The organism is Flavobacterium sp. AED (assembly GCF_000812945.1).
In the GTDB taxonomy this organism is placed as follows: domain Bacteria; phylum Bacteroidota; class Bacteroidia; order Flavobacteriales; family Flavobacteriaceae; genus Flavobacterium.
In genome coordinates this window covers 982344-1005541 of record NZ_JSYM01000001.1, presented here as the reverse complement: position 1 = coordinate 1005541, position 23198 = coordinate 982344, and the positions used below count along the sequence as shown (strand labels likewise).

Annotated in this window: 18 protein-coding genes; 4 read left to right on the top strand and 14 right to left on the bottom strand. The window is 34.3% G+C overall.

Translation table 11 applies throughout. The features are described from left to right. Nucleotides 1-99: 99 nt before the first annotated feature. From OA85_RS04480 to OA85_RS04450, 7 genes are all read right to left on the bottom strand, one after another. Nucleotides 100-759, bottom strand: a complete 660-nt coding sequence (locus OA85_RS04480) for a CoA transferase subunit B (protein ID WP_039108293.1) — start codon at nt 757-759, stop codon at nt 100-102. Nucleotides 760-761: 2 nt separating this feature from the next. Beyond that, nucleotides 762-1463 (bottom strand): CoA transferase subunit A, encoded by a 702-nt coding sequence (locus OA85_RS04475; protein WP_039108292.1) that lies wholly within the window; start codon nt 1461-1463, stop codon nt 762-764. A 34-nt stretch (nt 1464-1497) separates the two neighbouring features. Beyond that, nucleotides 1498-3810 carry a penicillin-binding protein 1A gene (locus OA85_RS04470; protein ID WP_039108291.1) on the bottom strand — a complete coding sequence of 771 codons (2313 nt, stop codon included), beginning with the start codon at nt 3808-3810 and terminating at the stop codon, nt 1498-1500. Nucleotides 3811-3819: 9 nt separating this feature from the next. Then, nucleotides 3820-4299, bottom strand: coding sequence for a gliding motility lipoprotein GldH (locus OA85_RS04465; RefSeq protein WP_039108290.1), 480 nt, complete (start codon nt 4297-4299; stop codon nt 3820-3822). Next, entirely contained in the window at nt 4283-5566 is a 1284-nt protein-coding gene (locus tag OA85_RS04460) for a regulatory iron-sulfur-containing complex subunit RicT (RefSeq protein ID WP_039108289.1), read from the bottom strand. Before OA85_RS04460 ends, OA85_RS04465 begins: the two co-directional genes overlap by 17 nt. Before the next feature lie 234 nt (nt 5567-5800). Continuing rightward, nucleotides 5801-6262: an ester cyclase gene (locus OA85_RS04455; protein ID WP_039108288.1), complete on the bottom strand. Its 462-nt coding sequence runs from the start codon at nt 6260-6262 to the stop codon at nt 5801-5803. A gap of 60 nt (nt 6263-6322) precedes the next feature. Further along, entirely contained in the window at nt 6323-7678 is a 1356-nt protein-coding gene (locus OA85_RS04450) for a rhodanese-related sulfurtransferase (protein WP_039108286.1), read from the bottom strand. A gap of 378 nt (nt 7679-8056) precedes the next feature. Here OA85_RS04450 and OA85_RS04440 point away from each other — a divergent pair, with 378 nt between their 5' ends. After that, nucleotides 8057-10597: a PAS domain-containing protein gene (locus OA85_RS04440; RefSeq protein ID WP_039108284.1), complete on the top strand. Its 2541-nt coding sequence runs from the start codon at nt 8057-8059 to the stop codon at nt 10595-10597. A gap of 80 nt (nt 10598-10677) precedes the next feature. Here OA85_RS04440 and OA85_RS04435 read toward each other — a convergent pair whose 3' ends face one another. The 3 genes from OA85_RS04435 to OA85_RS04425 form a co-directional block, all read right to left on the bottom strand. Further along, nucleotides 10678-11088, bottom strand: a complete 411-nt coding sequence (locus OA85_RS04435; RefSeq protein WP_039108283.1) for a BrxA/BrxB family bacilliredoxin — start codon at nt 11086-11088, stop codon at nt 10678-10680. A 109-nt stretch (nt 11089-11197) separates the two neighbouring features. Beyond that, nucleotides 11198-12349, bottom strand: a complete 1152-nt coding sequence (locus OA85_RS04430; protein WP_039108282.1) for a lycopene cyclase family protein — start codon at nt 12347-12349, stop codon at nt 11198-11200. 51 nt (nt 12350-12400) lie between these two features. Next, nucleotides 12401-13156, bottom strand: coding sequence for a transporter (locus OA85_RS04425; RefSeq protein WP_052257141.1), 756 nt, complete (start codon nt 13154-13156; stop codon nt 12401-12403). 85 nt (nt 13157-13241) lie between these two features. Between OA85_RS04425 and OA85_RS04420 the strand changes: the two genes are divergently transcribed. The 3 genes from OA85_RS04420 to OA85_RS04410 all read left to right on the top strand — a co-directional run bounded on the left by OA85_RS04420 (nt 13242) and on the right by OA85_RS04410 (nt 16369). Continuing rightward, nucleotides 13242-15113 (top strand): Nramp family divalent metal transporter, encoded by a 1872-nt coding sequence (locus OA85_RS04420; protein ID WP_039108281.1) that lies wholly within the window; start codon nt 13242-13244, stop codon nt 15111-15113. 154 nt (nt 15114-15267) lie between these two features. Then, the gene (locus OA85_RS04415; protein WP_039108280.1) at nt 15268-15921 is read left to right on the top strand and encodes a metal-dependent transcriptional regulator; all 654 of its coding nucleotides are present in this window, start codon (nt 15268-15270) and stop codon (nt 15919-15921) included. A 40-nt stretch (nt 15922-15961) separates the two neighbouring features. After that, nucleotides 15962-16369, top strand: coding sequence for a hypothetical protein (locus OA85_RS04410; RefSeq protein ID WP_039108279.1), 408 nt, complete (start codon nt 15962-15964; stop codon nt 16367-16369). Between the two features lie 129 nt (nt 16370-16498). Here the strand turns inward: OA85_RS04410 and OA85_RS04405 are convergent, their stop codons facing one another. The 4 genes from OA85_RS04405 to OA85_RS17345 all read right to left on the bottom strand — a co-directional run bounded on the left by OA85_RS04405 (nt 16499) and on the right by OA85_RS17345 (nt 23194). Continuing rightward, entirely contained in the window at nt 16499-18952 is a 2454-nt protein-coding gene (locus tag OA85_RS04405; RefSeq protein ID WP_082014112.1) for a PAS domain S-box protein, read from the bottom strand. A gap of 132 nt (nt 18953-19084) precedes the next feature. Continuing rightward, nucleotides 19085-19606, bottom strand: coding sequence for a YfiR family protein (locus tag OA85_RS04400; protein WP_082014111.1), 522 nt, complete (start codon nt 19604-19606; stop codon nt 19085-19087). Between the two features lie 74 nt (nt 19607-19680). Next, nucleotides 19681-22542 (bottom strand): TonB-dependent receptor domain-containing protein, encoded by a 2862-nt coding sequence (locus tag OA85_RS04395; protein ID WP_039109360.1) that lies wholly within the window; start codon nt 22540-22542, stop codon nt 19681-19683. Between the two features lie 520 nt (nt 22543-23062). After that, complete coding sequence (locus OA85_RS17345; protein WP_156129411.1) at nt 23063-23194, bottom strand: FeoB-associated Cys-rich membrane protein; 132 nt, start codon at nt 23192-23194, stop codon at nt 23063-23065. Nucleotides 23195-23198 lie beyond the last annotated feature (4 nt).

Below are 23198 nucleotides of genomic sequence, written 5' to 3'. Positions count from 1 at the left end.
GTTGCGAAGGCTTATTTAATAAGCCTTCGCAAAAAGTAGAAATTAGAAAAATAGTAGCTGTAAATTACAGATTAATGGAGGGAAAAAGAATTTGATATATTAATCAATTACCATTTCAGGAACATCACCTTCAATAATCAAATCGGCTTCAGTGGAAGCGATAATATGTTCTACTGTTACACCTGGTGCGCGTTCCAATAGTTTGAAACCTTTTGGAGTTATTTCAAGAACGGCAAGTTCAGTAACTATTTTTTTTACACAACCCACGCCAGTTAGCGGTAAGGTACATCTTTTAAGAATTTTTGATTCTCCTGCTTTGTTGACATGCATCATGGCAACAATAATGTTTTCGGCAGAAGCCACTAAATCCATTGCACCACCCATTCCTTTGACCATTTTACCTGGAATCTTCCAATTGGCAATATCACCATTCTCGGCAACTTCCATGGCACCTAGGATTGTCAAATCAACATGTTGTCCACGTATCATTCCAAAACTGAATGCTGAGTCAAAGAAACTTGCTCCGGGCAAGGTAGTTATGGTTTGTTTTCCTGCGTTGATTAAATCAGCATCTTCATCGCCTTCGAAAGGGAATGGACCCATTCCGAGAACGCCATTTTCACTTTGAAATTCAACGTCAATTCCTTCTGGAATATAATTAGCCACTAATGTTGGAATTCCGATTCCGAGATTCACGTAATAGTTGTGTTTTAATTCTTTGGCAATGCGTTTTGCAATTTGATTTTTATCTAAAGCCATAACTAGAAAATTTTTCTCACGGTTCTTTGTTCAATTCTTTTTTCATAATTCACACCTTGAAAAATTCTATTTACAAGTATTCCTGGAATATGAATTTCATTTGGATCTAAACTTCCTGCAGGCAATAATTCTTCTACTTCAGCAATGGTGATTTTTGCCGCTCCAGCCATACAAGGATTGAAGTTTCTTGCAGTTCCTTTGAATATTAAGTTTCCGGCTTCGTCACCTTTCCACGCTTTTACAATAGCAAAATCAGCTTTGAAAGCATGTTCCATAACGTGCATTTTTCCATTGAATTCGCGTGTTTCTTTACCTTCAGCCACTTCAGTTCCATAACCTGCGGGAGTGAAAAAAGCTGGAATTCCTGCTTGTGCAGCACGACAGCGTTCTGCAAGTGTTCCTTGTGGAATAAGATCTACTTCAAGTTCTCCAGAAAGCATTTGACGTTCAAATTCGGCATTTTCTCCTACATAGGAAGAAATCATTTTTTTGATTTGACGTTTTTGTAAAAGCAATCCAAGACCAAAATCATCTACACCCGCATTGTTGGAAATACAGGTTAAGTCCTTGTTTTCTTTTTTTACTAATTCGGCTATGGAGTTTTCTGGGATTCCACATAGTCCAAAACCGCCTAACATTATTGTCATTCCGTTTTCAATTCCTTGAAGTGCATCTTGAACGGTATTTACTTTTTTGTTGATCATAGTGTGTTTTTTAGTCCATCCCTCGCAATGACTATTACAATTCGAATTCTTCGGTATCTTGTTGGATATTTGTAGTGTCTTTTACAACTGCTCGGGGCGTGTAACAATCTACTTTTATAGAAAGATTTGCGGGTCTGTCAAAATCACTTTTGGATACATGAAGACCTGGGTCATCATAGCAAAGTTTCATAAAATAACCCCAAACCGGTAATGCCGCAGTCGCTCCTTGACCATAAGTTATGGTTTTAAATCTTGCTGAACGGTCTTCACATCCTACCCAAACTCCAGTTACAAGATTAGGGACCATTCCCATGAACCAACCATCAGATTGATTTTGAGTCGTACCTGTTTTTCCTGCTATCGGGTTTCTGAATGAGTATGGATAACCTGTCCAGCGATTGTCCCCGTTACCTCCACCGGAAGTACGTAAACGCTCTCCAGAACCACCTTCGGTTACACCTTCCAGTAATTTAATTACTGCAAAAGCAATATCTTTATTCAGGACATCATGTGATTCAGGTATTGGTTCATAGATTACTACGCCACTTTTGTCTTCAATTCTAGTTATAAATTGCGGTTTCATATAAACACCTTGATTGGCAAATGTACTGTAAGCAGCAACCATATCCTGAACGGTAATTTCTACAGCTCCAAGAGCAATTGAAGGTTGTACAGGAATTTCTGATTTTATACCTAATTTGTGGGCTAAATCAACAACAGCCTCAGGACCTACTTTGTCCATTAGTTTTGCAGATACTGTATTTATAGAGTTTGCTAAACCTTGTTTTAAGGTCACCATTCCGCGGTATCTGTTGTCAGAGTTTTTTGGTTCCCAGTCTTCGGTAACGTGATGGCGTCCTTTGTGAATCATAAACGGACCATCAATAATTGAGTCACAAGGAGACATATTCAATTGTTCTATGGCAGTGGCGTAAACAAATGGTTTGAAGGTAGAACCTACTTGTCTTGCCCCTTGTCCTACGTGATCGTATTGAAAATATTTATAGTTGATACCACCAACCCAAGCTTTGATATTACCCGTTTGTGGCTCCATGGCCATTAATCCAGATTGTAAAAAATGTTTGTAATAACGAATGGAATCCAATGGTGTCATGATAGTATCTCTTTCTCCTTTCCAGGTAAAGACTTTCATTTTTGTTTTTTCCTTAAATGAAGCCAGAATTTCTTCGTCACTTTTATCCATTGATTTAAGAACTTCCCAACGGTGAGAGGATTTCATTGCCTGATTTAAAATCCGTTGGGTTTCTACTTCAGAAATATTAACAAAAGGAGCGTTTTTATTGCCCTTAGATTGAATGAAAAACTCTTCTTGTAGGTTTGCCATGTGAGCCGAAACAGCTTCTTCAGCATGCAACTGCATTCTTGAATCTATGGTGGTGTAGATTTTTAATCCATCTTTGTAGATGTCATAATCAGAACCGTCCGGTTTTTTATTTTCTTCAACCCATTTTTTCATGTAATCACGTAGATATTCTCTAAAATAAGTCGCGGTACCATCTTTATGTGTTTCTAATTTGAAATGTAAAGTGATCGGTAAACTTTGTAAATTTAATTTTTGTGGGTCAGTGATAATGCCTGCTTTTTCCATTTGCAAAAGCACTACATTTCTACGATTTTTGACACCTTGCGGATTTCTTACCGGATTGTATAATCCAGAATTTTTGAACATACCCACTAATATTGCTGACTCATCAATGGTCAAGTCTTTAGGCTCTTTTGAAAAATAGGTTTTTGCAGCGGAACTTACCCCAACTGAGTTATTACCAAAATCATATACGTTACAATACATGGCAATAATTTCATTTTTAGTGTATTGTCTTTCTAGTCGAATGGCAATGATCCATTCTTTGACTTTTTGAACAATTCTAAAAGGTAAAAATTTAGAACCTTCCCCGTGAAATAATTGTTTGGCTAATTGCTGTGTCAATGTACTGGCTCCACCGCTTGTTCCTAAACTTGCAATGGCTCTCAAAGTTCCTCTGCCGTCAATCCCGGAATGCTCATAAAAACGGGCATCTTCAGTTGCTACTAATGCTTGAACAAGATTTTTTGGTAAGTCGGAATACTTTAATTGAGACCTGTTTTTTTCAAAATATTTACCCAAAACGACTCCATCAGCTGAGATAATTTCTGTAGCTAAATTGGAATCTGGATTTTCTAAATCTTCAAAAGAAGGCATAGAACCAAAAAGCCCCCATGACGCAAATAAGAAAAACAGAGCGATAATCCCCATTCCATAAAAGAAAATTTTCCAAAATTTCTTTTTGTAGTAGGTGATATCTTTATCAATGTTTTTTGTCTGATTGTTATTTTTTTTGATAGCCATAATACTTTCTTAATCTTTTTTTTCTATTCTAAAACCTACGTCTGTAATTCCATCTAAAAGCTTCACGCCAGGAACTTTACCATTTTCTCTTACGGCTTGTTTTATATGAATTTTGTATTTTCCATTGAAGTTTACATTTTCCTTATAAAATAATTTACTTTCTTTAATATCAGAAAACCCATCACCAAGCAATGTTCCGTCCGAACTTGCCATTTGGTACTCTAATGTATCTACTTTCGTAAAGCCATTTGGTTTTTCCATGGCTACGATTAAAAATATATTGTTGTATTGATAGTTGTTATTGTCTCTCAGGTTTATATACAAATTATAATGCTTTGTAGAGTCCAATTCCGGTAAATTGAAAGTTACAATGCTATCTTTATTCCAGCCGCTGCCAACTGATTTGTATTCATCAAACACTCTTTTTTTATCACAAGAGAAAAAAAGGATTGCCACCAAAAGAAGTAAAGCGCTATTTTTTAGCCTCATTTTTAGTAATAATTATAGGTTTTCTAGGTTCAGTAGGTTTTGCAGCTACTGGTTTTTTTTCATTTTGAGCCTGACGGTTATTGTTGTTGTTATTGTTTGCGGGTTTATTATTGTTTGCCACAATAGCATTTTCTCCGGCTGGCTTGCGTTTCTTATTTGGTTTTTTCTTAGGTTTTGGCTGGTCAAAACGTGTTAAACTTTCTTGACCCATCGCATTATTGAAGTTTTTCTCTGGTTCTACCACAATTTCTATGGCGTAATCTTCAAGAGAAGAAACTTTATTTTTTAATTTGTTTTCGGCAACAATTTCTTTGACTTGGTCTATTTTCAAGACATGCCAATTGGCAAAATTATTGGTGTAAGCAAACCACATTAGCCCTTTGAAAATATCTTGTTTCTGACAAATAGCATCTCCTTTTTCGGTCACCAGTTTTGTTTCGAAATCTGGAAAATCTTTCAAGGCATCCATGTATGTATCTAACTCATAGTTCAAGCAGCATTTCAATTTTCCGCATTGTCCGGCAAGTTTTTGTGGATTCAAAGACAGTTGTTGGTAACGCGCTGCTGAGGTGTTTACACTTCTAAAATCCGTTAACCAAGTTGAGCAACACAATTCTCTTCCGCAGGAACCAATTCCTCCTAAACGAGCTGCTTCTTGACGGAAACCTACTTGTTTCATTTCGATTCTGGTACTGAATTCTTTAGCAAAATCTTTAATTAATGCACGAAAGTCAATACGATCATTTGCGGTGTAGTAAAATGTAGCTTTTGATCCGTCACCTTGAAATTCAATATCTGAAATTTTCATTTCCAGTTTTTGAGCAATCGCTAATTCACGGGCACGAACCTTCATAGGCTCTTCTCTGTCTCTTGCGGTTGACCAAATGTCGATGTCTTTTTGGGATGCTTTTCTATAGATTTTAGGAACATCATTGCTTAGATGATTGACTCCTTTTTTCTTCATTTGAATTTTTACTAATTCGCCTGTCAAAGTTACAATCCCTATGTCGTGTCCTGGTGAAGCAACAGTAGCGACAATGTCACCCATGCTTAACGTTAGTTTCTCTGTATTGCGGTAAAATTCTTTTCTTCCGTTTTTGAAACGTACTTCAACACAGTCAAAAGGAGCATCGCCATTAGGCAAACTCATATTAGAAAGCCAATCGAAAACCGTTAATTTATTGCAGCTATCGGTGCCGCAAGTCCCATTATTTTTACAACCCTTAGGTGCGCCACCATCAGAAGTTGAACAACTTGTACATGCCATAATCTTATATGTAGTGTTGTGACTTGCACAACTTAAGTTCTTAAAACGTTTAATGTGTAAAGATAGTATTTTTTGATTGAATGTTTCAAAGTCAAAATACTACTAAAATCATAAATTTTTAGACGCTAAAAAAAGGAGTTTTTGACAAAAAAAAGCTGCTTGAAATTATTTGATTTCAAGCAGCTTTGATAAGAAATAGGAATTAAAACCGATGGATTTAATTGTTTTAACAAATTAAAACATCGGATGGTTATTTGCTGATTTTTCCGGAACAGCCTGGATAACATCCCAATGTTCCACAATTTTGTTGTTTTTAAGTCTAAAAATATCAATAACTGAAGTAAATTTTCCATCAGGACCTTTAGATTTTAAGTGTATAAAAACCAAATCACCATCAGCGGCTATATGTTGAATGTCAATTTTTTCCTTTGGTGCACCCACAAACCATTTTTCAACTCCATCTTTTAGTGCTTTTCTTCCATCTGCCACCATAGGATTATGCTGAATGTAATCTTCTACAATATATTTGTCAATTGCTGACGTGTCTTTGTCGCCAAACAAAGATTGATAAAGAGTAGAGACAATTTTTTTATTGGTTTCTTCCTGTTTTAAATTTCTTTTTGATTGGGCATTTATTCCAATCGACATTAATAAAAGTAAAATTAAAACCGCTGTTTTTGAAAATAAGTTATTCATTTTTTTTTAATTTTTAGTTATTTTATGTGATTGTAGAATAGGGAGTTAAAGGTATTTAAATTAGTCTAAAATCTTATACAATTTATCTGATAATCTAATTCTGAATGGCAGTTTAAAAGTACAAGTATCTCCAGAGACCGCTTTTTCTTGAGCTAAATCGTTAACGAGCATTTCTTCGATTACTAATTTTTGTTCTCCAGTTGTAGTCCCTTTAATTAGAATGGTATCGCCAATTTTGATTTCGTTTTCTTCAATAAGAAATTGACCAATACTTGGTTTTGGAAAGAAATGGGTTCCTTTTCCAATATAAATTTTCTTAACTTTTTGTTCTTTTTTGATTGCAATTTTTGGTTTGTCAGCAATAAAAACACCGTGCGTTTCTTCACTGTTTTTGAAAGTCAAAACGTCTGATTTTCCTTTTTTGAAGATCTTATTTCCGTTTTTTATTCCTCTTCGAATGGCTTTTTGTTCTTCTTCCGGCAAATGAATGACACTTACACATTCAGCTGAACAACAACCTTCCATCGCCGTTGCACATTCCTCACATTGGATGAAAAGTAAATGGCATCCTTCATTCACACAGTTGGTATGAACGTCACAAGGTTTTCCACATTGATGGCATTGAGAAACGATATCGTCCGTAATTCTTTCGCCTAAGCGATGATCAAATACAAAGTTTTTACCAATGAATTTACTTTCTAATCCTTCGGCTTTTACCTGGCGTGTGTATTCAATAATTCCACCTTCAAGTTGGTATACATTTTCAAAACCTTTGTGTTTGAAATAAGCACTGGCTTTCTCGCAACGGATTCCTCCGGTGCAATACATCAATAGTTTTTTGTCCTGTTTGTGTTCAGAAAGTTGCTCTTCTATGATTGGTAAACTTTCACGGAATGTATCAACATCTGGCTTTATGGCTTTGGTAAAATGTCCAATTTCACTTTCGTAATGATTTCGCATATCGACCACAATGGTGTTTGGGTCTTCGAGAAGTTCATTGAATTCCTTGGCTTTTAGGTGAATTCCTATATTAGTTACATCAAAAGTTTCATCCACTAAACCATCAGCCACAATTTTATCACGGACTTTTACAGTCAGTTTCAAGAACGAATGATCATCTTGTTCTACGGCAATATTCAAACGAATGCCTTTCATGAAATCATAGACTTCGATGGAATCTTTAAAAGCATAGAAATTATCAGCTGGAAGTGATAATTGGGCGTTGATTCCCTCACTGGCTACGTAGATTCGACCCAAGACTTCAAGAGTGTTCCAGGCCAGGAATAATTCGTTACGAAATTGTGTTGGATCTGAGATTTGCGCATAAGCATAGAAAGACAGCGTAAGACGTTGTTTTCCGGCATCATCAATCATGATGGCTCTTTCTTCTGCGCTTAAGGTGTTATACAGTTGCATGCTATAAACAGTTTTAAGTTGAGAAATTTATTTTCGATAAAATATTCAAGTCAATTTTCTTGAACGGTGCAAAAGTAACAAATAATTTGGAAATGAAATAATTTGCTAATCCCAAATGCCAGGCCCCGATAATAGTGGAAATCCTTTATTGTTTTTTAAACGATAAAAATTAATTCACTATAATTTTATTTTAATTGGAGTTCAGTGAATTTCATTTGCAACGGATAGCGGAAAATTGCTCCAAACAAAATTAGCGATGAGGATGTGTAAAAATCGTTTTTGCTAATTGAATATAATTCACTAACTTTCATGTATATATGTAGATGATTGTTCGGTTTGTTGCGGTTAATAAATGTTAAATTTAACGCCATTTTTACCATGAAAATTTCCTTTGAAAAAAAAATATTGCTGGGGTTTATTGTCAATTTACTAGTTGTCATTGCTTCAGGATGGGTTTTTATTTCGCGGCTTAATGAGCAAAGAGACCAAACAATGGATTCCATGTTAAACTGGATAGAACTTTCTTTATTTGTCCTTTCCATTGTTTTACTGACCGTAGTCTATTTTATTATTATGGCTCAATTACGGGCTAAAAACATTTCCCAAAACTTATTATTAGAAAACAAACAACTGCTTCAATCTATCATTGATAACACTTCGAATCCCATCTTTATAAAAAAAATAAATGGAGAATATTTATTGGTCAATAAACAATTTGGATCTTTATTTCAAATCCCCAATGAAGAAATAATAGGGAAAACAGACCATGATTTTTTACCAAAAGAAGTGGCGGATGTTTATCGAAATTCTGATCTTGAAGTGGCAAAAGCACTAAGAGAACTTAAAACAGAAGAAACTATCCAACAATCGGACGGTCCTCATACTTATATTGCAGTAAAATTTCCTTTGTATGATTCAATAGGAAGGATTTATGCTATTGGTGGAATTTCGACGGATATCTCAGAAAGAAAGAAATTAGAAGACTCATTTAAAGCGGCAGATAAGTTCTTTAACATGTCATTAGATATTATGGTTATAGCCTCAAAGGATAAATTTATAAAGGTTAATCCGGCAGCCAGTAAGATCTTAGGATATTCTGAGCAAGAGTTATTGAGTAAACCCTTTCTGGAATTTACGGTCCCTGATGATATTGATGTTACAAAAAAAGAAGTTGCTAAACTTCAGACCGGTGTTTCAACAATAAATTTCGAAAATAGATATATCTGTAAAGATGGGTCAATAAAATGGCTTTCTTGGTCAACCTATCCAGACCCCTCAACCGGATTGTTGTATGCAATTGCCAGCGATATTACCGCTAAAAAAGAAATTGAAGACTCTTTGGTCGTTGCCGATAAATTTTTCAATATGTCTAATAACTTGCTTGTCGTTTCAAAAGGGGAGCATTTTATAAAAATAAATCCAGCGTTTACCAAAACACTGGGTTACACCCAAGACGATATGAATAGCATAAAATTTACGGAATTAACGCATCCTGATGATAAGAATATTGCCGATGAAGTATTAGCTAAGCTTCTAAAAGGAAATGAAATTGTAAATTTTGAATACCGTGTTCGTTGTAAAGATGGAACCTACAAATGGCTGGACTGGCATAGCACTATCGATATACAGCAAGGCATAGTGTATTCAGTTGCGCGTGATGTTACTGATAAAGTTAAAGATGAACAATCCTTAAAAATAGTCAACAGTTTTTTTGAGATGTCATTTGATGCTTTTTTTGTTGAAAAAGGAAATAAAATCATAAAAATTAACCCTTCATTCACTAAAATTTTGGGGTATAATCAAAGTGACTTAGAGAAAATATCACTTTTAGATCTGCTTCATCCAGATTATGTGAAAATTGTCAGTGAAAGAAGGGAAAAACGTTTGAAAGGAGAGCCGGTAGAGGCAGAGGTTATGTTTCCTTTATTATGCAAAGACGGTTCCTATAAATGGACTGAATCAGTGATAGCAACGGATATTAAAGCAGGAATGATATATGCAGTTTTACGTGATATCACCCAAAAAAGGCTTGATGAAGAAATGTTAAATAATTACACCCAGAAATTAAAAGAGAACGAACAGCAAATACAAAGCATTTTCGATGGTGCCCCTGATCCGGTTATCGTTATTGACAGTGAAAGCAATGTTTTGAGATGGAATCCAAAGGCAGAGTCTATTTTTGGATGGAAAATTGCCGAAGTTTTGGGAAAACATCTTTATGAATTCATTATTCCTGAACGTTACAGAGAAGAACATAAGAAAGGGATGGAACATTTTTTAACGACGGGAATTGGGCCATTTTTAAATAAAACATATGATATAGAAGCGCTCAATAAAGATGGAGCTGAATTTCCGGTGTCTATTAGTATTTCACCTATTAAAATGGGTGAAAAATATCTTTTTATTGGTTTTGTGAGAGATATTACTGAAAGTAAAAAAGTAGTGGATGAATTGTATGAGAATGAAGAAAAGCTACGATTGATTTTGGAGAATATTAGTGAGGGTGTTATTGTTGCCAATGCAGACAGGAAAGTAGTAATGGCTAATTATATGGCCAATGAAATTTTTGGAATAGAAGAGGATGATAAAATATCGTCTAATTTAACGGATCATTTTGAGCTGTATTTTCCTGATGAAAAAACGGTATTTCCTTCCCAAAAATTACCCATGGAACGGGCGTTGGATGGAGAGGAAACAAACGATGTTGAAGTTGTTCTTTGGAACCCCGTTGCGCAACAAAAGAGAAGAGTTCTTATTAGCGGCAGGCCATTAGTGGATCAGGATAATAACGTGGTTGCTGCCGTTGTAACCATAAAAGACATCAGTAAATACAAACAGATGGAAGAGGAATTGAAAGAAACGGAATTAAAATACCGAAAGTTAATCGGTTTTAGAAAAGGGGGCGACACCGTTACTTAATGTTTTCTTTTGAGAAATAGTCATAAAAAAACCACGATTCAGCAAAAGCGAATCGTGGTTTTTTATTTCTTTTTATTGAATTAACAATACTCGTTGAAAGCATCTTTTAGGTTTTCAGCAATTAATTCTGCTGGACGACCTTCAATATGGTGACGTTCTAACATGTGAACTAATTCTCCGTTTTTGAATAAAGCCATACTTGGCGATGACGGAGGAAAAGGGAACATATGTTGTCTTGCAGCGTCAACTGCATCTTTGTCAACACCTGCAAAAACGGTAATTAAATGGTCTGGTTTTTTTGCCCCATCTAAGCTCATTTTTGCTCCCGGACGCGCGTTTCTTGCAGCACAACCACAAACTGAGTTTACGACCACTAGTGTTGTACCTTCAGCTTTCATTGCGTTTTCAACTGCTTCAGCACTATGTAAATCTTGAAAACCTGCAGCTGTTAATTCAGCTTGCATCGGTTTTACCATTTCTTCTGGATACATATTTTTTATTTTAAAAAGTTTAAAATTTTCTTAGTTTAATTATGCAAAGTTACAAAGTTTAAATCCAACAGGTTTATTTGTACTATAAAGTTTTGTTATAGTTTGATTGTTATTTTGTTTTTTTGAATATAACACGAAATAGTGCTTTAATAAATAGCATTTTAGGACATTTTAATATCACCTGAATGTCCTCTTGAAAAGAAGTTTCTTCGTCCAGAAATTTAAAAATCAACGTAGGATTTCCTTTTTTGAACATGGAAGAAAAAATTGTGCTTCCCAATTCGTTTTTTCGGTCTAAAATATCCAAAAGCAACAAATCATAAAACCAGAATTTACTCTTTTTATGGAACTTCGTGAAATCAGTCTCTGTTTGCAGAAATGAAACCAATTCAGTGGATTTTTTATCAGAATTTTTAAAAGTATACCCAGTGCTGGCTTTGGTCCAACCACCAGAAGTACCTATATTAATGACATTTTTGGTGTTCAATTTCCAAAAAGGATAACAGGTCATAGGAATACTTCCTTGTTCTTTTTCTATGATTTCGTAATTAGTAATGCCCAGATTTTGAATGTATTTTTTGATTTCAGTTTCATACTCCGCTTTTTCAAGATGATTGTGTGAAAACAAAGTGTATTCCAGTAAAGCTTCGGTTTCGGAAGTTGGCAATACGTACATAAAGCGTGTATTTCCTCTTTGTTCTACCGAAAAATCCATGAATGTGGCTTGTTCCGGATTAAAAACCGGTTGTTCGCTTTTTATAAACCAACCAATGAAATGCTGTTGTAATACAGGATATTTGGACTGATTTTCAGCTTTTTGTTTATTGTAAATGCTATTAAAAAGCTTAGAACAGGAGAAACTTTCAGCATCAGTTTGTATCAGAATTATATTTTCGGATTCTTCAATTTCCAATACTTTTTGATTGACGAAAGTGATGTTTTCTTGTTTCGAAATCAAATCAAACACTTGGTTGTAAAAATCCAAGCCTTTCACCATATTGTATTGATACGGTTTTAAATCTAAATCCCTACGAAAGTCTTCATTAGCAAACAAAGCTGAATCCCATTTCTTAGAAATTGAATCTTCCCAAATTATTTCTTGTTCTTCCCAGAAACACCAAGTTCTGTCGTTTGTTTTTTTAGTATTTTCATCAATAAGCAAAATGCTTTTATCTTTAAATTTTCCCGAAAGCACCATTTTATAAACGGTCATCAAAGCAGATAATCCAGTTCCGGTAAAGATGTAATCGAAGTGTTTCATTTAGATTGATGGCAATTTTTATCAAAAATAGTCAATTTTAAAGGAACGAAATCAGATTTTAAATCGAAACGAATAACCTAATGCTACAAAATATTTTGGAGAAGATTTAGACAATCCTATTCCGCCAGAAATATCCAATTGATGGTTTGGATTGAATAAGTAGGTTAATCCAGCATCAAACCGATGGTCTGGTTTCTCTATTTGCGGTACAAAACCATAGAGTTCAATATAACCGCCTATTTTTTCAGTGATGGAATAACCTGTTGTTAATGTATAGACAAATGTTGGTTCTGCAGTTTCTCCGTTCCATTCGGCACCAAGATTGTAACTTAATGATTGTTTATCTGAGATGGTGTGTTGCATTGTGAATCTAAATTCAGGAGCATAAAAAGAGGTTTTAAAATTTTTAGAAGCCACTTTAGGAATTGATATGTGAGCAATAAAAGAGGTAACTGGAATTATTCCCTTTTCTTTCAAAAGTCGGGTTTTGAATCCTATCATTATTGGGTTAAATCCAGATATTTTTTCAAAATTATTTTTATCAATCACATATTCCGTGATTAAACGCAACTCAAAATGGTCATTTATTCCAAAACGGGTTAAAACTGTAGGGACAACAATTTCGGTTGAATTGGTATTGCTTTTTTCATAAATGAAACCATTTTCCAGTTGAAAATAATTCTTGGGTGTAATGAAAGGACACTCCGTCTGGTCTGGTCTGTCGGTTTGAATGGATGGGTAATCTTGCGAAAATAGCATGTTGGAAAGTGACAACATTATAACTAATAATACATTATGTTTTTTCATGATTTCTAAATAAAAATTTAGACAAATCTAAAAAATATATTTTATATATAAAAATTTATTATATTTGCTCCTATAAATTAAAAAAATGGGAAAATCTTTAGAAGAAGTACACCAATCGGTTTCTACTCAAAATAAAAAATCAGTCTTTAGAAAAATACTAGCCTTTTTTGGGCCTGCCTATTTAATCAGTGTTGGTTATATGGATCCAGGAAATTGGGCTACAGATATTGCCGGCGGAAGCCAGTTTGGTTATGCCTTGCTTTGGGTTTTATTGATGAGTAATATGATGGCGCTTTTGTTGCAAAGTTTAAGCGCACGATTGGGAATTGTAACCCAACGCGATTTGGCGCAAGCCTCACGGGAAACGTATTCGCCGTTTATCAATTACATTCTATATTTTCTTGCGGAAATTGCTATTGCCGCCTGTGATCTTGCCGAAGTATTAGGAATGGCTATAGGGATCAATTTATTGTTTGATATTCCGCTTATTGAAGGGGTAATAATAACCGTTTTAGACACTTTTTTATTGCTGTTTTTAATTAATAAAGGCATCCGGAAAATGGAAGCTTTCATTATTGTGTTGGTTGTTATTATTGGACTATCCTTTATTTTTGAAATGATTTTTGCCCAGCCGGAAATGGGGAAAGTTATTTATGGATTGATTCCTTCAATGCCTAATGAAGCAGCGCTTTATATCGCTATCGGGATCATTGGGGCAACGGTTATGCCACATAATTTGTACCTGCATTCCTCATTGGTGCAAACCAGAAATTTCGACAGGAGCACTGCCGGGATTAAGCAGGCTTTAAAATATAATTTCATCGATTCCACAATTGCATTAAATCTAGCCTTTTTTGTAAATGCCGCTATTTTAATATTGGCTGCAGCCACATTTTATAAAAACGGCATGTTTGAAGTCGCTGAAATTCAAGATGCACACCGGTTTTTAGCACCGCTTTTAGGGAGCAAATGGGCGCCAATATTATTCGCCGTGGCTTTGATTGCAGCAGGACAAAGTTCGACCGTTACCGGAACATTAGCCGGACAAATTATTATGGAAGGCTATTTGAATTTACGAATTCAACCGTGGGTTCGAAGAATAATCACCCGATTAATCGCCATTGTTCCAGCCGTAATTGTAATCTCTATTTTTGGCGAAAGCGTCACAGGAAAATTACTGATTTTAAGCCAGGTAATTTTGAGTTTGCAATTGGGTTTTGCGATTATTCCGTTGATACATTTTGTAAGCGACAAATCAAAAATGAAAGGATTTCACATTGGTAAGGTTACCCAAATTGCTTCTTGGATTGTTGCAACTATTATCGTTTCGCTGAATGCCAAATTGGTTTTTGATGAAATTAAAGGTTGGCTCGAAACTTCTGATAATCCAATTGTATTATGGTTTACTGTAGTTCCTTTAGCATTTGCCTTCTTGATTTTGTTACTTTATATTGTATTCAAACCATTTATTACCAAAACAAAAACTAGGATTTTAAACCATTCGCCACACAATTTAAAATTGCAATTTTCTAAAACCGCAATCTATAGCAAAAAGAATATTGCTGTTTCAGTAGATTTTTCCAGCGCTGATGAAGTAGCATTGAATAACGCTTTTCAATTAGGCGGAATCGATGCAAAATACACCTTAATTCACGTGGTGGAAACCGTTGGAGCACTTGTTTATGGCGAAAATATTGATGACCATGAAACTTTAATAGACGAAAAACTATTAAACGAATACAAAGAAATGTTGTCAGAAAAAGGATTTAAAGTCGAAATACAACTGGGATTTGGAAAACCAAATAAAGTGATTCCTACCATTATCAATGAGGGAAGTTTTGATATCTTGGTTATGGGAACGCACGGACATACTGGATTCAAAGATTTAATCTTTGGAACTACCGTTGACAAATTGCGACATAAAATCACGATCCCATTACTTGTCGTAAAAAATTAAATGCTGAAGCTGAATTTGTTTCAGTATCAGGAGCTATTCCCGCTATACGTTGCAATCTTTATTGTTTTTAAAGAAAAAACAATAAAGGATTTCCACTACTATCGGGGCTAAAAAATCTGAAATCAAAAATAAATAATCTTCAATCTCAAATCAAATGACTTTTTCAGAAGAAAATTATCTTAAAACCATATTTCATCTAACTATTCTTTCCGATTCAGAAATAAGCACTAATGCCATTGCTGAAATGATGGAAACCAAAGCATCATCGGTAACCGATATGCTCAAGAAATTAGCCGAAAAGGATTTGGTTAATTACAAGAAATACCAAGGGGTTTCTTTAACAGAACACGGAAAAATAACAGCCAAAATGATTGTGAGGAAACACCGTCTTTGGGAAGTTTTCTTAGTAGATAAATTAGACTTTTCCTGGGATGAGGTTCATGATATTGCAGAACAATTAGAACATATAAAGTCCGAAAAACTGATCAACAAACTTGATGATTTTCTAGGAAACCCAACCGAAGATCCGCATGGAGACCCCATTCCGGATGCTAATGGTCGCATGATTAAAATTGAAAAACAACTGCTTTCAGAGTTGCATGAAAATCAAACGGGAATATGTGTGGGTGTAAAAGACACATCATCTGAATTCCTTAAATATCTGGACAAGCAAGGAATCGCATTAGGTTCTAAAATTGAAATAATCAGTAAGGAAAGTTTTGATTTGTCTCTGAAAATAAAAGTTGATCAGAAGGATTTAACCATTTCGAATAAAATTGCGAGTAATCTTTTTGTAAAAACTACGTAACCAAAAGGACTATATTTGGTATAATTAAAAGAAAAATCAAATGAAAAATAGTTTCTTAGCCTTTTTATTAATTTTTACGGTTTCAGCATTCGCACAAAAAGAACACCTAAAATACGTAAAGATCACCCAAAAAATATGCCTTAAAAAAACAGGGTATCAATTGGTTTTGAATGCAGTTATCTCTGATTCCCGTTGTCCGGAAGGAGTTACTTGCTTATGGGCTGGTGAAGCTTCAGCAGTTATTTCCGTTTACAAAGATTCTAAATTAGTTGAGGATAAAACTATCGTTTTTTCTTTGAAAAATGAAGAAGATAACAACCAATGGCTGGCTAAATATTTGCCGGAAAAACAAAGGAAAATAAAAAACAGCAATGTTTTTCCTTATCCAAAACAAGGAGTAACTGTTGCTAAAAAAGACTATTATATCAAAATTGGGTATATAAAATAAGCCTTGTGCCAACAGTAATTATAGTGATGTTTTACTATTTCTTAAATGAACTTAAATTCCTTATATGGTGAAAAATATAAACCATATAAGGAATTTAAGTTTAAAAAAGAGTTCAGTAAATTCTATTTTTTATCCCTTTTTAAAACCAATTAATTTTCGGTATTTCTGCTCGCTTTCTTCTAGAGCGACCTCAAGTTCTTTGTAATAGGTAATGTCTTTTATATTAGCAACTGCAGCTATAACATAGTTGTTTTCATCGATTATTGGTCTGCCGCTAATGATAACTCGTTTTTTAGCTTTAGTTTCAGAATCTTCGATTATTATTTCAACATCATCCGTTGATTCTCCTTTTAGTGCTTTTTCCAGTGGAAGATTCTGGGCAGGAAAAATGGTTTTTTCGTCAGGATAATACAATTCATATTTAGTGGACCAATCTAGAGTTGTTGGGGCTGTAGCATCTTGTTTTATTCCTATAATTTCTTCCGCCATGTGATTCGATAAAACAATTCTTTTTTGGTTATCGGTTACAATAATTCCCTCGCCAATATTTTCCAGAATTAATTTCAATTTTAGTTCATTAAGATGCACTAATTTGTCGGCTTCTTTTTTTTCATTTTCCATTTTTTTTCTAAGCGATATATCTTTGATAAAAGCAATGAAAATATACTTACCTAGAATAGTAGCCGGAGATACTGTTAGCTCAATATCAAATTCTTCATTTTTTTTATTAAGAGCTGTGATTTCTATTGTTTTATTGATAATAGGTCCTTCACCTGTTATAAGGAAATTTTTGAAACCTTTAGTATGTTCATCTCGATACTTTTCGGGAATAATTAAATCTCGCATTGGTTTTCCTATAGCCTCGACTAATGACCATCCAAATGTTTTTTCGGCTTGTGGATTCCATCTGATAATGATTCCCTCATCATTTATCACAATTAAGGCATCAGGAGCCTCATTGAATATCGTTTGTAATTGACCTTCACTTTCTTTTAATTTTTGTTCAGCAGCTTTTCGTTCCGTAATATCTCTCATAATAGATTTATGTCCGGTTATTCTATTTCCTTCTCTTAACTGCATTACCGTTTGTTCTACCCATTTTTCTTCTCTGGATTTGGTAAGGATGGGAAATGAGAATAAGGTTTCATCTATTTTATTTTTAAATTGGTTAAAATAGAATTCAGCCACACGATCTCTCCACTCCGGAGCAACGATTTCTGAAAAATGTTTCCCGATAATTTCATTTTGTGTGTAACCCGTTAGTTTTTTGCAGGCAGGATTGATATAGGTAAAATACCCTTTGTAATCCGAAGTATGGACTACATCACTGATATTCTCCACGATTTCACGGTATTTTTCCTCGCTTTTGCGAAGGGTTTCTATAGCTTCGGCTAATTGGGCGGTACGTTCAGTTACTTTTTGTTCCAGTTCTTCATTTAGTTTTTTAATCTCATTTTCTGATGTTTTTCGTTCTGTGATGTCATGAATAACTAAAACACCGCCAGTAATTCCACCAGCTGGGTTTTTTAAAGGTCTGGCAGTTACAACTACAGAAAGTCCTTCTGGTTTTTTATAATTTTGGATGAATATTTCCATATTATCCACTTCTTCACCATTTAATGCTTTCACTAAAGGAAGTTCATCAGTATTAAAAATGGTTTTGGTATCGGGCATAAAGAAACCATAGGTTTGTGCCCATCTTTCTATAGGAATATCCATGGGACCAATTCCAATTATTCTTTCACCTGCAGCATTCCAAAGGATGAATTTTCTATTCTCATCGGCAACGATTAATCCATCACCCATGTTTTGTATAACTGATTGTAAAAGTGTATTTTGGTTATTCAGTTGTTCTTTGGATTGTGCTACTTCATTGTCTCTTTTCTCAATGTTTTCCAGCATATTATTAAGTCCCAAGGAAAGGATGCTGATTTCATCTTTTCCTTCAACAACCATGCGGGTTTTATAATCACCGGTATCCTTTATCTGTTGTATTACTGTTACCAAGTTTAACAAGGGTTTTGAGATGTATTTTTTAATAATCATGGCTATTAAAAAAGCAAGTCCTATCCCTACAATTAATAATACGATTCCCAGACGCAACACATCCATTTTTATTTTATTCAATTCCGATAGTTCAAAGTTGATACAAACTAATCCTATTGTTTTATTATCCTTTTTGATTTTGCTGTAAACAAAAAGATTTTTATTGGTAAACAGAAAACTTTTTTGATCCATTGCAGGCACAACAAATCGAAATTTAGGATTGGCGCCCTGTTTCGTATAGGATGCGAAAACATGGCCTTTTTTGTCCAGTATACTTGCATTTAAAATGTCGTTTTGTACAGCTAATTCGGATAGAATTTTCTTTGCGGCAGCATTATCCAAAAATTCAAGAGCGGAAACACTATTAAAACCTACCACTTGCGCAATAGCTATAGAACTTACCATTTTCCGGTCTTTGAACCCTTTTATATCTATTAGAACAAAAGCTGCAATACAAAGCACTAATACAAATGCGGAGGTGAAAACCTGCATGAGTACCAGCTTATTTTTAATGGAGATGTTACGTAGATTCATCATTTGTTTATTGTTTTAATGCTAAAAAATAGTACTTAGCACACTAAAGGTGCTGTGATTTTACTTTTCCTTAAGTTTTTTCTTTACTTAAATTCATGCACAAATGAAACGATGCAAATTTCTAATTTGATAGTGTTATTGTACAATAATTGCATGTTGCAGCAAGAATGAACTGATTCCGATTCCGGCTTTATTTATTGCTTTTAGATTTACTTCGAATTTTAATTTATTTTCGACTATAACAAAATTCATCTGCGCCCCTTTTTTTCCATAACCATTTCGCTCTGTTACGATTAATACTGGCTTTCCTGAAAATTTAGAAAGAATGGTTTCAATTGGTATGGTACTATTGTAAGGAACAAACAGAATATTACAAAAACTGATATCGTCCAAATTTTTATATTCCTTAATGTCAATTTTTTTAGTTTTAGGGATGTCTTGTAATGAAGCGGTAATTGGACTTTCTTCCAGAATGGCGATTTTAAAAGTTTGATTTTTAGAATAATCTTTCCAATTAACATAATCTATAAAACGATATAGAAAAGCAGCTTTTAAAGCATATTCCTTTCCTCCGGCATTCTCTTGGGCAGCTATTGGATTTCCTCCCATCAGTATGATGATTACTCCCCAAAAAAAGATGTGATTTTTAAGTGTCATGACATTTTATTTTTAACGAAGTTTCGACGTGATTTGGAAAAATTAATGCTGTTTTATTTTAAAAAATCCTGATTTTAGAATTTATAATTTAATGACAAACTAAACAAGGTTCCTAATTGACTAAAGTGAAATCCTTGATAGGTCGTTTGAGAATAACGGCCATTGAATGTAATCAAGTTAAATTGTGATTTTACTTGAGCAGGATCATTCAAAATGGCAGTTCCAACTGCGTTTTCGGCTTTAAATTTCCATTCAGGCAATACATCAAATAAATTGTTCACATTAAATACCAGTGTTAATTTATCAGTTGCCGCGAAATCTATTCCTAAATCAGTAACTATTTTTGGCGTAAACTCAGTTCTTAAGTTTGAATCTAAACCTTGTTGTTTGAAAGTGGCTTTTCCAAAATAAGTGTTGTTAATAGTTAAGTCAAATTTTTTAATTCTGTAAGTTGTTCCCAAAATCCATTTTGTTTCGGGTCTTGAGGTGAACATTAAAGCGTTAAGTGTTGCTCCAAAATTGTTACTTGCAACTGGTGAAATTCTTTTATTTTCAAAAGTTACGTTTCCGGATAAATTAAATCCTAATTCTCCTATTCCTAATGCTATAGTATTGTAATTCATTACAAAATCTAAGCCAGATGTTCTCGAATCAAATGAATTTTCAAACCAGGCAACGCTGCCAAATTGTGTGGCTACTTTATCTCCTAAGATGATTCTGTTCGCTACTTTGATGTTGTAATAATCTATTGTGAAATTTAATTTTTTTAAAGGATTGGCACCTATTCCTACAGTTATATTAGTTGATTTTTCAGCATCTAATTTTGGGATGCCTAAAATGCGTGCCTGTGCAGAAACATTATTAATTAATCCGCTAATTTGGACTCCTTGTCCAGCTACGAAGGAATATTGTGATTTTTGAGAGTAAATTTGGTGTAATGTCGGTGCTCTAAATCCGGTGGAAACAGATCCCCTTAGGGTAATTTTGTCATTATAAAATTTAAATCTAGAACTCAATTTCCAAACCGTTGCTGCCCCAAAATCACTATAATCTTCATAACGAACCGTGCCGTTTACTAAGAAATCTTTAGAGAAATCATACGCTAAATCGAAGTATCCACCTAAATTGTAACGATTCCATTTGCCTGAATTTTCTGGTCTGTTACCGGAAAAGGAATCGGCACCTTCTCCATCCCAGGAAGCCTTGTCTCCTTCAGTAATTATAAAGGTTTCTGTTCTAACCTCAGAACCAAAACCAACACTTATTTTGTCAGATAATACTTTTGAAATATCTAAATTACCTACAATATGCTTAAACGAAGCCCCCCCGGGTTTGAAAGAGATTGGACTATTCTCTTGGTAGATATTGACTCCGTTAGCATCTTTTATGTCTGATTTGTTTTGAGAGTTTTCTACCGTATAGGTTTGTGAATTACCACCAGCAGTTATGCTGGCATCAACATTCCATCCATTCTTTATCGCTTTGTAACCTAAGGTAGCATTGTAATCGTTCAAATCTCCAGTAAATGTGGGATGATAACCTTTATAGGAAGCCATAGTGCCATCACCAAAGAAATCTTTTAAATAAGTGGGATAAACAGATGAGTTGCTCCAATTTGGGATGCTGCTATTTTCAAAGGGATTTTTTATAGATCTCCAATACGGGGTTCGGTAGTTGGCAAATGAGTTAACTTTTTTGTAAACATAAGCAGTATTATAATACAATTGTGTTTCATGCGATAAATTAAATTCACCGTTTACCAAGAATTTTACGGCAGCAGTTTCTGGAGAACTATTGCTGTTTCCTCCTTCAGGATTTTCCCTTAAAAAAGTATCAACAACATTTCTTCCCGTTATATTTCCTTGATTTATAGTGGCTAGTTTTGCGTTATAGTCGGTTGATCCTTTGTATGCTTCAAAAACAGTATTAATTTGTGCAGCTGTCATTCCAGTAATATCAGTGCCTCCAAGAGTATTATCGGTATTGACATAACTACTATATGCAACAGGATTTATTTTAACGAAATCATTAAAATCTCCTTCTGCATCCACTTTTCCGGGTCTATTGGCTAAACTTATCTTTGAAAAATCTAAAGTATAATTTACAAAACCCTTGTCGCCTACTGTAGCCCCATTATTTAAACTCACACCTAACATTTCTCCATCGCCTTTTGAAGTAATACCGGTTTTCATCGTTACTGAGCCATCTTCGGTTCTCTTTTTTAAAATAATATTTATTACTCCGGCTATCGCATCAGAACCATATTGAGGCGATGCGCCATCACGAAGAATCTCCACTCTTTCGATAGCATCGATAGGTATTCCTGAAATATCAGCAGCTGTTTCCCCTTGTCCAGGAGCCGTTTGAACATAAAGTAGAGCGCTTAAATTTTTTCGTTTTCCATTGATAAGTATTAAGGTTCTACTAGGTCCCATATTTCTAATTTCATAAGGGTCAAGTAATGATGTAGCATCATTTACAGGAGTTTGAACGGTATTAAAAGAGGGTATTTTGTACTGTAATGCCTTGTCAAAAGTTGCTTGTCCGGTTGCCGTCAGTTCTTCAAATGATACTACATCAATGGGAAGGGTAGTTGTAGTGTTGCTTCTGGGTGCTGCTCGTGTTCCGGTAACCACAACTTCGTTAAGGTTTTGTCCCCCGTCTTGAGATAAAACAACATTTAGAATAGGATCAGTTGTGTCATATTCTTGTTTAGAGTAACCAAAGTAACTAAAGATTAAAGTAGCTCCTTCTTTAACATTAATCTGGTATGCTCCATTGATATCACTGGAAACGCTATTGTTTGTCCCTTTTTCTGTAATGTTAACGCCTGACATTGCACTACCAGCATTATCTATCACAAAACCAGAGATTTCTTTTTGGGCAAAAAGAAATGAGAAGTTTAATATAAATAATATTAAAATAAACGTTTTCATGATTAGTTGATATTGGCTCATTTTTATTTGAAATCAATTGCAACATAATAACTGTAAGAAGATTTCATTTAGACACTTAACACATTTTTTGTGAGAAAGTAGCCAATGAAATTAATAATCATGAAAAAAGATAGTTTGCTTTTTTCATAATGAATAGGTGCTATATCGAGGTTTCTTGTAGTTTTCTCCTTTAAATTATTAAAAGATACCGATTACCAATTCATAGTAGTTCTATAATTCCAATTGCCGGGTAGGAGTAAAGCTAAAAGTCCTGAAATTATGTTTAAAAGGTACCTTAGATTCAAGTACAAATCAGAATCCGTTTTTTTGAAAAGTAAAAATGGAAGTGACTGATTTTGAGTCTAAAACTACATTTTTATACTATGTAAATTTAGTTAATTTAAATCAAATAGTTTAAATTAGTGCGTTGATTTTTATTTTTTTAAATCAGGCAAGATTTTAGATTTTTATTGTCGTTTCCTTCTTAAAGTTTAAAAATAAATGAATTTAAACAAAAATTTTAATGACAACCACAATCATCATCACTGCCGCAATTTTTATCTGATTTCTTCTTTTTGAAAAAGAATTTTCGGATTAAAAAAGCTACTGCAACTGCGAGTGCAACAAATGCTATGATTTCTTGAATATCCATAATC